This window comes from Burkholderia plantarii (genome assembly GCF_001411805.1).
GTDB classification, from domain to species: Bacteria; Pseudomonadota; Gammaproteobacteria; order Burkholderiales; family Burkholderiaceae; genus Burkholderia; species Burkholderia plantarii.
Map to the genome: position 1 here is coordinate 2,354,919 of NZ_CP007212.1, position 13,529 is coordinate 2,368,447.

Consider the following 13,529-nt stretch of genomic DNA (forward strand, 5'->3'; position numbering starts at 1 on the left):
TCGCGTCCCGTCCAGCGCCGGGCTGGCTGCGTCCGTTCGCCCCTGCGCCCGGCTCGTTCTATTCGTCGGCTCGCCGCTCGTCCGGCACGTCGCCCTGCGCGAGGCTCATCTCGAGAAACTTCGCGGCCACGCGCGACGGCGTGGCCGCATGCGGCACCAGCACCGAGAACCGCCGCACCAGCGGTTGCGGCGCGATCGAGCGCATCACCAGCGCCGCGTCACCACGCAGCGACATCGCCGACACGAAGCCCACGCCCATCCCGGCCCGCACGGCCTCCTTCACGGCCTCGACGCCGGCGATCTCGAGCGCCACGCGCACCGGCACGCCGGCCCGCGCGAACGCGCGTTCCACCAGCTGCCGCACGCCCGAACCGGCCTCGCGCAGCACCAGCGGCGATTCGGCCAGCGCCTCGAGCGTGACCGCGCGGCCGGCCGAGGCGGCGAGCGGATGCGAGGCCGGCACGATCGCGACGATCTCGTCCTCGCGCCACGGATGGACCGCCGTGCCGGGCGGCAGCGCGTCGCCGGGCGGCCCTTCGATCAGCGCGAGATCGAGCGAGCCGAGCGCGGCCACCACGTCGGCCGTGTTGCCGGTCATGGCCTGGATCGCGACGCCGGGCGCGAGCGGCCGGAATTCGGCGATCAGGTACGGCAGCAGATAGCTGGCCGGCGTGGTGCTGGCGCCCACCCGCAGCGTGCCGCGCTCGACGCCGCGCACCGCGTCGCGATAGGCGCGCGCCTGCGCGAAGGTGTCGCGCAGGCGCGTGGCCAGCGGCACCAGCTGCTCGCCCACCGGCGTCAGGCGCACGCCGCGCCCGTCGCGCAGGTAGAGCGGCTCGCCGAACTCGTCCTGCAGCTGCCGCAGCTGGCCCGACACGGCCGGCTGCGACAGATGCAGCGCCTCGGCCGCGCGGCTGATGTTGAGCAGCTCGGCCACGGTCGCGAACGTTATCAGTTGATCCGGGTTCATTCCTGAAAAGTATCAGATTTTCCGATAATTGATGTCACTAATCACAATTTCTCATATCGATATATCCAAATTAGGATTAAGCCATCGCACCCAACGCCGGAATCGCCGCCATGAGCACCGCCACCCCCTCCCTGTCGCACGCCGCCGCGCCATCGCTGCGCGGCCAGTTGAACGGCGTGCTGTTCGTCGCGCTGTTCGCCGCGGCGGTCACGAGCCTGTCCGCGCTGCCCGCGGTCGCGCGGCTCGGCCTCTCGCCGCTGATCGTCGGGATCATCGCCGGCACCGTCTACGGCAACGCGCTGCGCGACGGCATGCCGACCAGCTGGGCGGCCGGCGTCAACTTCTCGGCGCGCAAGCTGCTGCGCATCGCGGTGGCGTTCTTCGGGCTGCGCGTGAGCCTGCAGGAGATCGCGCAGGTCGGGCTGCCGGGGCTGGCGGTCTCGGTGCTGGTGGTGGTCAGCACGCTCGTGATCGGCACCTGGGTCGGCACCAGGCTGCTCAAGCTCGATCGCGACACGGCGCTGCTGACGGCGGCCGGCAGCGCGATCTGCGGCGCCGCGGCGGTGCTCGCGTTCGAATCGACGCTGCAGTCGAAGCCGCACCAGAGCGCGATGGCGGTCGGCAGCGTGGTGCTGTTCGGCACGCTCTCGATGTTCGCCTACCCGCTCGCCTGGCACGCCGGCTGGATTCCGCTCGACGCGCAGGGCCTCGGCCTGTTCTTCGGTGGCACGATCCACGAGGTCGCGCAGGTGGTGGGCGCGGCGAGCGACGTGAGCGCGCAGGTGGTGCATACCGCGACGATCGTCAAGATGACGCGCGTGATGCTGCTGGTGCCGGTGCTGCTCGCGCTCGGCGCCTGGCTCGCGCGGCCGCTGCGCGGCGCGCATGGCGAGCACGGCGCCGCCGCCGGGCACGGCCGGCGCAGGCTCGCGGTGCCGTGGTTCGCGCTCGGCTTCCTCGGCTTCGTGATCGTGAATTCGCTCGGCGTGCTGTCCGACCCGACGGTCCACGCGCTGAACACGCTCGACACGTTCGCGCTGACCATGGCCATGACGGCGCTCGGCATCGAGACGCGCCTCTCGCAGATCCGCGCGGCCGGCCCGCGCGCGCTGACGGCCGGCTTCGTGCTGTACCTGTGGTTGATCGCGGGCGGCTTCGGCATCACCTGGCTGGTCGAGCGCTGGCTTGGCTGATTCGGCCGACCGCGCCCGCGGCAGCGGCCCCCGCGCCGCGCGCGCCCTGCCCAGGCGCGCGCGGCGCGGTGCTATGCTTGCCGTCGACTTTCTCCGCCCGCCCGTCGACCTCGTGCTGTCCTTTCTCCTGAAGCTGCGCACCCGCGCACAAACACTGTTCCGCCTGTCGGACGCCCACACCATGCTGATCTGGTCGGTGATCGCCGGCATCAGCGGCGCGTTCGCGACGATCCTGTTCCGCGAAGGCATCGACACGATCCAGCGGCTGGTGTCCGGCTCGTCCGGCAGCTTCGTCGAGATGGCCAAGCGCCTGCCGTGGCAGACGCGGGTCTGGCTGCCGGCCGCGGGCGGCTTCCTGGCCGGCTGCGTGCTGCTGGCCGCGCAGCGCGGCCAGGCCAAGAAACCGGGCGCCGACTACATGGAAGCGGTGGCGCTCGGCGACGGCGTGGTGCCGGTGGGCGAAAGCCTCTGGCGCAGCGCGTCGTCGCTGTTGACGATCGGCAGCGGCGGCTCGATCGGCCGCGAAGGCCCGATGGTCCAGCTCGCCGCGCTGGCCGCCTCGCTGGTGGGACGCGTCGCGCGCTTCGATCCGCCGCGCCTGCGCCTGCTGGTGGCCTGCGGCGCCGCGGCCGGCATCACCTCGGCCTACAACGCGCCGATCGCCGGCGCGTTCTTCGTCGGCGAGATCGTGCTCGGCGCGATCGCGATGGAAAGCTTCGGGCCGATGCTGGTGGCCTCGGTGGTGGCCAACATCACGATGCGCGAGTTCGCCGGCTACCGTCCGCCCTACGAGATGCCGGTGTTCCCGGCCGTGGCGGGCGTCGAGGTGCTCGCGTTCGTCGCGCTCGGCCTGCTGTGCGGCGCCGGCGCGCCGCAGTTCCTGCGCCTGCTGGCCGCCTCGAAGGCGCGCTTTCGCCAGCTGCCCGCGCCGCTGCCGGTGCGGCTCGCGCTCGGCGGCCTCGCGGTCGGCGTGATCTCGGTGTGGGTGCCCGACGTCTGGGGCAACGGCTACAGCGTGGTCAACTCGATCCTGCACGCGCCGTGGACCTGGCAGGCGCTCGTCATCGTGCTCGTCTTCAAGCTGCTCGCCACCGCCGCCACCTCGGGCTCGGGCGCGGTGGGCGGGATCTTCACGCCGACGCTGTTCGTCGGCGCCACGGTGGGCGCGCTGTTCGGCCTCGCCATGCAGGCGCTGCTGCCGGGCCACGTGTCGGCCGCGTATGCCTACGCGATCGTCGGGATGGGCGCGTTCCTGGCCGGCGCGACGCAGGCGCCGCTGATGGCGATCCTGATGATCTTCGAGATGACGCTGAGCTACCAGGTGGTGCTGCCGCTGATGGTGTCGTGCGTGGTCGCCTACTTCGGCGCGCGCGCGCTCGGCCAGACCTCGATGTACGAGATCACGCTGCGCCGCCATCGCGACGAGGAGGAGCGGCTGCGGCTGCGGGCCACCCAGATGCGCGCGCTGATCCAGCCCGCGCAGACGGTGGTGCGGCTCGACGCGAGCGTCGCCGAGATGACGCGCGTGTTCCTCGAATATCCGGTCAAGTACCTCTACGTGACCGACGAGGACGGCCGCTTCCGCGGGGCGGTGGCGCTGAAGGACATCACCTCGGACCTGCTGGAAGGCCACGACACCGGGCACCGGACGGCCGCCGGCTACGTCCATACGCCGTTCCCGCTGCTCACGCCCGACATGGCGCTCGGCGCCGCCTTCGAGCACTTCATGAGTTTCCAGGGCGAGCGGCTGCCGGTGGTGGAAAGCCTCGCGGAGCCGGTGCTGGCGGGGGTCGTCTACAAGACCTCGCTGCTCGACGCGTACCGGCGCATGGACGCGAGCCGCTGAGGCGGCGCGCGGCAAGCGGTAACGGCAAGCAGCAGCAGGAAAAAACGGCGGGAAAGGGACGGCAGCGACGCCGCGCGGGCAACGCCGGCCGCAGCCCGGCGCGCCTCAGTCGGGCGCGCGGCCCAGCACGACGCGCGCGAAGAAGCCGGCCAGCGTCGCCTCGGTCTGGTCGAGCGACACGTGCTGCGGATCGGCGACGTGGAGCGCCTGCACGCCGTCGCACAGCCCCATCAGGCCGATCGCGAGCACCTCCGCCGGCAGCAGCAGCGGCGTGCCCGACTGCTCGGCGAACATCTCGATGGTATGCGCCATGTCCTCGAGCTTCTCGCGCATGAACGCGATGTAGCGGACGCGGAACTTCGCGTCGCGCGCCGCCTGCAGCCGCGCCTCGGACCAAAGCAGGAACGCCGGGCTCTTGCGCAGGAAGCCGCTGTAGAACGCCAGGGCGTTCGCCTCCATGCGCTCGCGCGTGCCGCCCGCCTCGAAGATCCGGTTCAGCTCCGCGCGCACCGTCTCGTGGTCGCGGCGCAACAGCTCGAACAGCAGTTCGGCCTTGCCGCCGAAATTCGAATAGAACGCGCCGCGTGTATAGCCGGCCGCCGCCGCGATGTCCTCGACGCTCGCGGCCACATACCCCTTCTTCGTAAATATCGCGTGCGCGGAATTGAGCAGGCGCTCACGCGTCTGGTCTTTGCTCTGCTCGCGGGTCAGGCGCTTCGGTTTCATAGGCGCGAAGTCTAGCATTTTTCAACTTCAGATTCATCTTTGCATTCAAATACAGATATGTATTAGAATCCATCATCGTTTTCGAGATAGAGCGGGAAGTGTAAGCTTCATCGTAATAAGTGTAATGTTGCTGCCAGCGCCGCCGCCCTTCGGATGGGCGGCACCGGCGGCGCCCGGGCAGGCGCGCCGCGCCCGCCGGATTTCCTCAGCCCTTTCTCGTGAGGTTGTCGTGATTGGTTCCGGTTCCCGCGTGGTCGTCGTCCTCGGCGCCGCGCTCCTCGTTGCCGCCTGTCATCCCGGAGGCGACGGCGCGCCTCCCGCGCCGCGCCCCGTCGTCGCCACGCCGGTGGCCGCCGACGGCGCGATCATCGCGACCACGCTGCCCGGCGACGTCGAGCCGCGTTACGCCACCCCGCTGTCGTTCCGGATCGCCGGCAAGATCATCGAGCGCAGCGTGCGGCTCGGCGATACGGTGAAAAAGGGCCAGGCCGTGGCCCGCCTCGATCCTTCGGATCCCGAAAAGAACGCCGCGAGCGCGCAGGCGCAATACGATGCGGCGGCGCATGCGTTCACCTACGCGCAGCAGCAGGTCGACCGCGATCGCGCGCAGGCCCGCGAGAACCTGATCGCGCCCGCCCAGCTCGAACAGACCGAGAACGCCTACGCGTCGGCGCGCGCGCAGCGCGACCAGGCCGCCCAGCAGCTCGCGCTGGCCAGAAACCAGCTGCAATACACCACGCTGGTCGCCGATCACGCCGGCTACATCACCGCCGAGCAGGCCGACACCGGCCAGAACGTGTCGGCCGGCCAGGCCGTCTACCAGCTCGCCTGGTCGGGCGACGTCGATATCGTCACCGACGTGCCCGAGGCCACGCTTGCGCTGCTGCAGCCGGGCCACGCGGCCACCGTCACGCTGCCGGCGCTGCCGCAGCGCAGCTTCGAGGCGCGCGTGCGCGAGATCGCGCCGGCCGCCGATCCGCAGAGCCGCACCTATCGCGTGCGGCTCACGCTCGGCAATCCCGATCCGGCCGTGCGGCTCGGCATGACCGCCAACGTCGCGCTCGCGGGCGTGGCCGCCGACGGCGCGCGCTACACGCTGCCGTCCACCGCGCTGTTCCACGACGGCGCGGCGCCGGCCGTCTGGGTGATCCGCCAGGACGATACGCTCGAGCTGCGCCGCGTGACGGTGGTGCGCTACGGCGAGAACAGCGTCACCGTCTCGCAGGGCCTGCACGCCGGCGAACGCGTCGTGCAGCAGGGCGTGCATACCGTCAGCGCCGGCGAGAAGGTGCGCGCGGTCGCGCCGCTGCACGCTGAGGACGCCGCCTCATGAGCGCCCGCGAAGAAAGTCGCTTCAACCTGTCCGCCTGGGCGCTGCGCCACCAGGCGCTGGTGGTCTACCTGATCGTGCTGGCCACGCTGGCCGGCATCTTCGCCTACACGCGGCTCGCGCAGTCGGAAGACCCGCCGTTCACGTTCCGCGTGATGGTGATCCGCACCTTCTGGCCTGGCGCGACCGCGCGGCAGGTGCAGGAGCAGGTGACCGACCGGATCGGCCGCAAGCTGCAGGAAACCCCGGCGATCGACTTCCTGCGCAGCTACTCGCGGCCCGGCGAGTCGATGATCTTCTTCACGATGAAGGATTCCGCGCCCGTCAAGGACGTGCCCGAGACCTGGTACCAGATCCGCAAGAAGGTCGGTGACATCGGCGCCACGCTGCCGCAGGGCGTGCAGGGGCCGTTCTTCAACGACGAGTTCGGCGACGTCTACACCAACATCTGGACGCTCGACGGCGACGGCTTCTCGGCCGCGCAGCTGCACGACTACGCCGACCAGCTGCGCACGGTGCTGCTGCGCGTGCCCGGCGTCGGCAAGGTGGACTACTTCGGCGACCCCGACCAGCGGATCTTCATCGAGGTGGACAACGCACGGCTCACGCGGCTCGGCATCTCGCCGAACCAGCTCGGCGAGGCGATCAACGCGCAGAACGCGGTGGCCTCCACCGGCACGCTGACCACCACCAACGACCGCGTCTACGTCCGCCCGAGCGGTCAGTTCGCGACGGTCGAGGCGCTCGCCGACATGGTGATACGCGTCAACGGCCGCACCTTCCGGCTCGGCGAGCTCGCCACCATCAAACGCGGCTACGACGATCCGCCGGTCTCGCAGATGCGCGCCAACGGCCGGCCGGTACTCGGCATCGGCGTGACGATGCAGCCCGGCGGCGACGTGATCCGGCTCGGCAAGGCGCTCGAGACCACCACCCGCCAGTTGCGCACGCAACTGCCGGCCGGCCTCACGCTGACCGAGGTGTCGAGCATGCCGCTCGCCGTCTCGCATTCGGTGGACGACTTCCTGGAAGCCGTGGCCGAAGCCGTGGCGATCGTGCTGATCGTCAGCCTGGTCTCGCTCGGGCTGCGCACCGGGATGGTGGTGGTGATCTCGATCCCGATCGTGCTCGCCATCACCGCCCTGTTCATGAACCTGTTCGGCATCGGCCTGCACAAGGTCTCGCTCGGCACGCTGGTGCTCGCGCTCGGGCTGCTGGTGGACGACGCGATCATCGCCGTCGAGATGATGGCCGTGAAGCTCGCGCAGGGCTACAACCGCACGCGCGCCGCCGCGTTCGCCTATACCAGCACCGCGTTCCCGATGCTGACCGGCACGCTCGTGACCGTGTCCGGCTTCCTGCCGATCGCGCTCGCGCAGTCGTCCACCGGCGAATACACGCGCTCGATCTTCGAGGTCTCGGCGATCGCGCTGATCGCCTCGTGGTTCGCCGCGGTGGTGCTGATCCCGCTGCTCGGCTATCACCTGCTGCCCGAACGCAAGCGCGAGGCGACGCAGGGCACGAGCCCGGCCGCGCCGCAGGATCCCGACCATCACGACGAGCACGACATCTACGACACGCGCTTCTACACGCGGCTGCGCGGCTGGATCGGCTGGTGCATCGAGCGCCGCTTCGTGGTGCTGGCGATCACGGTGGTGCTGTTCGTGGTCGCGCTCGGCGGCTTCTCGCTGATCCCGCAGCAGTTCTTCCCGAGCTCGGACCGCCCCGAACTGCTGGTGGACGTGCGGCTGCCCGAGGGGGCGTCGTACCCGGCCACGCTCGAACAGACCAAACGTCTCGAACAGGTGCTCGCGAAGCGTCCCGAGATCGACCACACGGTCAGCTTCGTCGGCACCGGCGCGCCGCGCTTCTACCTGCCGCTCGACCAGCAGCTGCCGCAGCCGAACTTCGCGCAGCTGGTGGTGACCGCGAAATCGGTGAAGGATCGCGAGAAGCTCGCGAACTGGCTCGCCCCGACGCTGCGCGACCAGTTCCCGGCGATCCGCTGGCGCCTGTCGCGGCTCGAGAACGGGCCGCCGGTCGGCTATCCGGTGCAGTTCCGCGTGAGCGGCGACAGCATCGCCACGGTGCGCTCGATCGCCGACCGGGTAGCCGCCGCGGTCCGCAAGGATCCGCGCAGCCTGAACGTGCAGTTCGACTGGGACGAGCCGGCCGAGCGCTCGGTGCGCTTCGAACTCGACCAAAACAAGGCGCGCGACCTGAACGTGACCTCGCAGGACGTGTCGAGCTTCCTCGCCATGACGCTGACCGGCACCACCGTCACACAGTACCGCGAACGCGACAAGCTGATCGCCGTGGACCTGCGCGCGCCGAAGGCCGAGCGCGTCGATCCGTCGAAGCTCGCCACGCTGGCGATGCCGACGCCGAACGGCCCGGTGCCGCTCGGCTCGCTCGGGCGCTTCCACGACACGCTTGAATACGGCGTGATCTGGGAGCGCGACCGCCAGCCCACCATCACGGTGCAGGCCGACGTGCGCGCCGGCGCCCAGGGCATCGACGTCACGCGGGCGATCGACAGGCAGCTCGACACGTTGCGCGCGCAACTGCCGGTGGGCTACCGGATCGAGATCGGCGGGCCGGTCGAGGAAAGCGGCAAGGCGCAGGCCTCGATCAACGCGCAGATGCCGCTGCTGCTGATCGCCGTGCTCACGCTGCTGATGATCCAGCTGCAGAGCTTCTCGCGCGTGCTGATGGTGGTGCTGACCGCGCCGCTCGGGCTGATCGGCGTGGCCGCCACGCTGCTGCTGTTCGGCCAGCCGTTCGGCTTCGTCGCGATGCTCGGCGTGATCGCCATGTTCGGCATCATCATGCGCAACTCGGTGATCCTGGTCGACCAGATCGAGCAGGACATCGGCGCCGGCCACGCGCGCTTCGACGCGATCGTCGGCGCCACCGTGCGGCGCTTCCGGCCGATCACGCTGACCGCCGCGGCCGCCGTGCTCGCGCTGATCCCGCTACTGCGTTCCAACTTCTTCGGGCCGATGGCGACCGCGCTGATGGGCGGCATCACGAGCGCGACCGTGCTGACGCTGTTCTACCTGCCGGCGCTCTACGCCACCTGGTTCCGCGTCAAGCCCACCGAGCGCGCCGATGCCGATCGCACGCCGCCGCCCGCCACGTCCCACGGAGCCTGACGATGCCACGCTTGCCGTCCCGTTTCACGTCGCACCGTCCGTCACGCGCCGCGCCACGCTCGCCGAGGCTGCCGCGGGCACTGCGGTCCCTGCCCTCGCTGCGGCCGCTGGCTGCGGCCGCCTCGCTCTCGGCGCTGGCCGCGCTGGCCGGCTGCTCGCTGTTCGGGCCGTCGGGCGCCGCGCCCGAGATGCCGTCGCCGGCGCAATACGGCGCCGCGCCGCTGCCCGAGCGCACCGTCGCCGCGCAGGGCATCGCGCAGCACTTCGAGGTCGGCGCGCAACCGGTACCCGCGTGGTGGACGCGCTATCGCTCCGACCGGCTCGACGCACTGGTCGACGAAGGGCTGCGCGCGAGCCCGACGCTGGCCGCCGCCGATCATTCGCTGCAGGCCGCGCGCGAGCAGCTGCGCGCGCAGATCGGCAGCTCGCTGCTGCCGACCATCGACGCCGGCGGCCAGACCGCGCGCGAGCGTGGTCTCGGCGTGCCGGGCTTCGGCCCGCAGACCGTGGTGTATCGGACCTTCGTCGGCCAGCTGCAGGCCAACTACACGCTCGACCTGTTCGGCGCCGCGCGCTTCGCGAACCGCGAGCTGCGCCAGCGCGTGGACGTGACCGCGTTCCAGCTCGACTCGACGCGGCGCGCGCTCGCCGCCAACATCGTCACCGCCGTGATCACCTCGGCGACGCTCGCCGAGCAGATGCGCACCACCGAGCGGCTCGTCGCGCTCGCCGACGAGCAGGCCGACGACACCGAGCGCCGCAACCGGCTCGGCTCGGCATCGCATGCCGATCTGCTGAACGCGCGCCAGAGCGCCGCCTCGCTCGCGGCGACGCTGCCCGCGCTGCGCCAGCAGTGGCTCTCCGCGCGGCACGCGCTGGCGGTGCTGCTCGGCCGCACGCCGGACCAGGCGCCCGACGATCTCGCGCTCGCCGAGCTGCACCTGCCCGAGGACGTGCCGGTGGCGGTGCCGTCCACGCTGCTGCAGACGCGGCCCGACATCCGCGCGGCCGACGCGGCGCTGAAGGCCTCGGCCGCCGCCGTCGGCGCGGCCACCGCGCAGCTGTTCCCGCAGATCTCGCTGTCCGCTTCGCTCGGCCAGGGCGGCTTCAGCTGGCCGGCGGCGCTGTCGGGCGCGGGTGGCATCTGGAGCGTGGGCGCCTCGCTGACCCAGCCGCTGTTCCATGGCGGCGCGCTGCTGGCGCAGCGGCGGGCCGCGCAGGCCAGCTACCAGGCCGCCGTCGAGCAATACAAGGCGACCGTGCTGACCGCGTTCCAGAACGTGGCCGATTCGCTGGCCGCGCTCGACAACGACGCGCAGGCGCTCGACGCGTCGAGCCGCGCGGCCGACGCCGCGCGCGGCGCCTCGGACGACACGGCCGCGCGCGTGCGGCTCGGCGCGTTGCCGCCGTCGGCCGGCCGTTCGAGCGAGCAGCAATATCGCAACGCGCAGCTCGACGTGATCCGCGCGACCGGCACGCGGCTCAGCGACACGGCGCGGCTGTTCCAGGCGATGGGCACGCCGCCCGAGGAAGCGAAGCGGGTGGTCGGGCAGTGAGGCGGACAGCCGGCGCGCAGGTCGATTGCGCCGTTTGCATCGATCGCGCCGGCCGCTGGTCGTCCGGCGCCGGCGTGCGCCTCACTCGCCGCCGCCGCCCAACCCCAGCGCCCGCATCCGCCGATACAGCGTGCGCTCGCTCATGCCGAGCCGCGCGGCCAGCGCCTTGCGCGTGCCGCGAAACGTGCGCGCCACCTGCCGCAGCGTGTCGTCGTCGGGCGCGCCGCGCACGGCCTCATCCGAAGGCGGTTCGCGTAGCGCATCGGGCAGGTGCTCGACGCGGATCACGCCGTCGTCGGCGAACAGGCAGGCGCGCTCGAGCACGTTGCGCAGCTCGCGGATGTTGCCCGGCCACGCATAGGCGTCGAGGCAGGCGCGCGCCGTCTCGTGCAGCACGTGGACGCGCGCGCCGGGCCGCGCGTCGGCGATGCGGCGCAGGATCGACTCGGCCAGCAGGCCGATGTCGCCGGGCCGCTCGCGCACCGGCGGCAGCTCGATCGGAAACGCGCTGATCCGGTAATAGAGATCCTGGCGGAAGCGGCCGTCGCCGATCATCTCGCGCAGCGGCTGATGGGTCGCCGCGACGAGCCGGAAGTCGGCGCGCAGCGCCTCCACGCCGCCGACGCGCCGGAACGTGCCCGACTCGATCAGCCGCAGCAGCTTGACCTGCATCGAGGCGGGCACGTCGCCGATCTCGTCGACGAACAGCGTGCCGCCCTGCGCGGTCTCCACGAGCCCCGGCTTGCGCGCGTTGGCGCCCGTGAATGCGCCCTTCTCGTAGCCGAACAGCTCGCTTTCGAACAGCGACTCGGCGATCCCCGAGCAATCGACCACCACGAACGGCCCGCCCGCGCGTGCGCTGGCCTCGTGCAGCGCACGCGCGAACAGCTCCTTGCCGGTGCCCGATTCGCCGAGCAGCAGCACCGGCAGCATCGACGGCGCGACGCGCTGCAGCGCCGACAGCGCCTCGTTGAACGCGTCCGAGCCGCCGACCAGCCCGCCCGCGCTCGGCCGCGCCGAGGCGCTGCGCACCGTGGTCAGCCGCTCGACGTAGGCGATCACCGCGCCGTCGGCATCGAACACGGGGCGCATCTCGACATCGACGTGCTCCGGCCCGCGCGGCGTGTGATGGATGTGCAGCACGCGCGAGGCCGCGCCCGATTCGAGCGCGGCGCGCATCGGGCAATGCTCGCCGGCCTGGTCGCACGGCACGTCGTAGTGATGCGAGACGCGGTAGCAGTGGCGGCCCACGTGCTCGCGGCCCGCGCCGCCGAACTGCCGCTGATAGGCGCCGTTCGCGGCGAGGATCCGGTAATCGCGATCGACCACGATCATCGGCTGCGGATCGTGTTCCAGATACGAGACGAGCGCGCCGATCCCCGGCGCGGCGGCCGCCTCGGCAGGCGGCTGCGCGAGGTCCGAAGCGGCGGCCACGATCGGGATCGCGCGCCGCGCCGCGCGCGGGCGGCGCACGGCCGCATCGGGGGCGCCCACGGCAGGGGACGTGTCGGTGGAGTCAATGGGCGGCGGCGTATCCGCCATGTCGGCGGGAGGGGAAATCGGCATCGGACGGGCTCGGTTCGCGGGACGAAAAGCGGCGGGATGCATCGCGCACCGGGACATTTTGCCTCTGCGCGACGCACTGCCAATTCTGCCATGCCACTGCCATGCGTGGCAGCAATCGCGCATCCGGCTCGCGCGTCCCGAGGCGGCGGCCCTACCGTCATTCGCGAAAAACAGTAGTCGGATCAAACAATTAAGCGATAAGCGCGCGCCAGGCGTGACGCTGGCACGTATCTTGTCTCGATCAGGTGTTTTCCCGATTTCTGATTCCGGAGTGCCGCACGATGTCCCATCCCGCCTTTACCGTCGATTCGCTCTTCGATCCGGTCACCAACACGGCCACCCACGTCGTCGTCGACACCGCCACGCGCGAGTGCGCGATCGTCGACCCGGTGCTCGACTTCGATCCGAAGTCCGGCCGCACCAGCCACCGCAGCGCCGAGCGCGTCGCCGCGCACGTCGAGGCGTGCGGCGCGCGCGTGCGCTGGCTGCTGGAAACGCACGTCCACGCCGATCACCTCTCGGCCGCGCCGCTGCTGCAGGCGCGCTTCGGCGGCGAGATCGCGATCGGCCGCGAGGTCACGGGCGTGCAGAAGGTATTCGGCGCGCTGTTCGACGCCGGCCCGGATTTCGTGCCGGACGGCCGCCCGTTCGACCGGCTCGTCGACGACGGCGACACGCTCGCGCTCGGCACGCTCGCGATCCGCGCGATCCACACGCCGGGCCATACGCCGGCCTGCATGACCTACCTGGTCGAGCGCGCGGACGGCACGTCGGCGCCGGCCGAGACGGCCGCGTTCGTCGGCGACACGCTGTTCATGCCCGACTACGGCACCGCGCGCTGCGACTTCCCCGGCGGCGACGCGCGCACGCTCTACCGTTCGATCCGCAAGGTGCTGAGCCTGCCGCCCGACACGCCGCTCTATTTGTGCCACGACTACGCGCCCGACGGCCGCCCGGTCTGCCTCGTCACCACCGTGGGCGCGCAGCGGCGCGACAACGTCCACGTCCACGAGGGCATCGACGAGGACGCGTTCGTGGCGATGCGCACCGCGCGCGACGCGACGCTCGAGATGCCGGTGCTGATCCTGCCGTCGGTGCAGGTCAACATGCGCGCGGGCCGGCTGCCGGAGCCCGCGGCGAACGGGGTCCGCTACCTGAAGCTGCCGATCGACGCGCTGTAACGCACC

9 protein-coding genes are annotated in these 13,529 nt (G+C 71.4%); 6 read left to right on the plus strand and 3 right to left on the minus strand.

Translation table 11 applies throughout. The features are described 5' to 3' along the window. Positions 1-58: 58 nt before the first annotated feature. The gene (locus tag bpln_RS10075) at positions 59-970 is read right to left on the minus strand and encodes a LysR family transcriptional regulator (RefSeq protein ID WP_055138732.1); all 912 of its coding nucleotides are present in this window, start codon (positions 968-970) and stop codon (positions 59-61) included. A 110-nt stretch (positions 971-1,080) separates the two neighbouring features. On the opposite strand from bpln_RS10075, the gene bpln_RS10080 reads away from it, so the two are divergent. Together bpln_RS10080 and bpln_RS10085 are read left to right on the plus strand one after the other, a co-directional pair. Continuing rightward, positions 1,081-2,163: a YeiH family protein gene (locus bpln_RS10080; protein ID WP_055138733.1), complete on the plus strand. Its 1,083-nt coding sequence runs from the start codon at positions 1,081-1,083 to the stop codon at positions 2,161-2,163. Between the two features lie 112 nt (positions 2,164-2,275). Continuing rightward, positions 2,276-4,009 (plus strand): ClcB-like voltage-gated chloride channel protein, encoded by a 1,734-nt coding sequence (locus bpln_RS10085; protein WP_055139499.1) that lies wholly within the window; start codon positions 2,276-2,278, stop codon positions 4,007-4,009. 105 nt (positions 4,010-4,114) lie between these two features. Here the strand turns inward: bpln_RS10085 and bpln_RS10090 are convergent, their stop codons facing one another. Next, complete coding sequence (locus bpln_RS10090; RefSeq protein WP_042625113.1) at positions 4,115-4,735, minus strand: TetR/AcrR family transcriptional regulator; 621 nt, start codon at positions 4,733-4,735, stop codon at positions 4,115-4,117. A 229-nt stretch (positions 4,736-4,964) separates the two neighbouring features. Between bpln_RS10090 and bpln_RS10095 the strand changes: the two genes are divergently transcribed. From bpln_RS10095 to bpln_RS10105, 3 genes are read left to right on the plus strand one after another with little or no spacing between them, the layout of a single operon-like run. Then, the gene (locus bpln_RS10095; RefSeq protein ID WP_055138734.1) at positions 4,965-6,068 is read left to right on the plus strand and encodes an efflux RND transporter periplasmic adaptor subunit; all 1,104 of its coding nucleotides are present in this window, start codon (positions 4,965-4,967) and stop codon (positions 6,066-6,068) included. After that, entirely contained in the window at positions 6,065-9,220 is a 3,156-nt protein-coding gene (locus tag bpln_RS10100; protein ID WP_042625115.1) for an efflux RND transporter permease subunit, read from the plus strand. Before bpln_RS10095 ends, bpln_RS10100 begins: the two co-directional genes overlap by 4 nt. 2 nt (positions 9,221-9,222) lie before the next feature. Continuing rightward, positions 9,223-10,776 carry an efflux transporter outer membrane subunit gene (locus bpln_RS10105; RefSeq protein ID WP_244132055.1) on the plus strand — a complete coding sequence of 518 codons (1,554 nt, stop codon included), beginning with the start codon at positions 9,223-9,225 and terminating at the stop codon, positions 10,774-10,776. An 81-nt stretch (positions 10,777-10,857) separates the two neighbouring features. Here the strand turns inward: bpln_RS10105 and bpln_RS10110 are convergent, their stop codons facing one another. Beyond that, the gene (locus tag bpln_RS10110; protein WP_244132061.1) at positions 10,858-12,111 is read right to left on the minus strand and encodes a sigma-54 interaction domain-containing protein; all 1,254 of its coding nucleotides are present in this window, start codon (positions 12,109-12,111) and stop codon (positions 10,858-10,860) included. A 512-nt stretch (positions 12,112-12,623) separates the two neighbouring features. Here bpln_RS10110 and bpln_RS10115 point away from each other — a divergent pair. Next, a complete protein-coding gene (locus bpln_RS10115; RefSeq protein WP_055138735.1) occupies positions 12,624-13,523 on the plus strand; it encodes an MBL fold metallo-hydrolase in 900 nt (299 codons plus the stop codon). Positions 13,524-13,529: the final 6 nt, after the last annotated feature.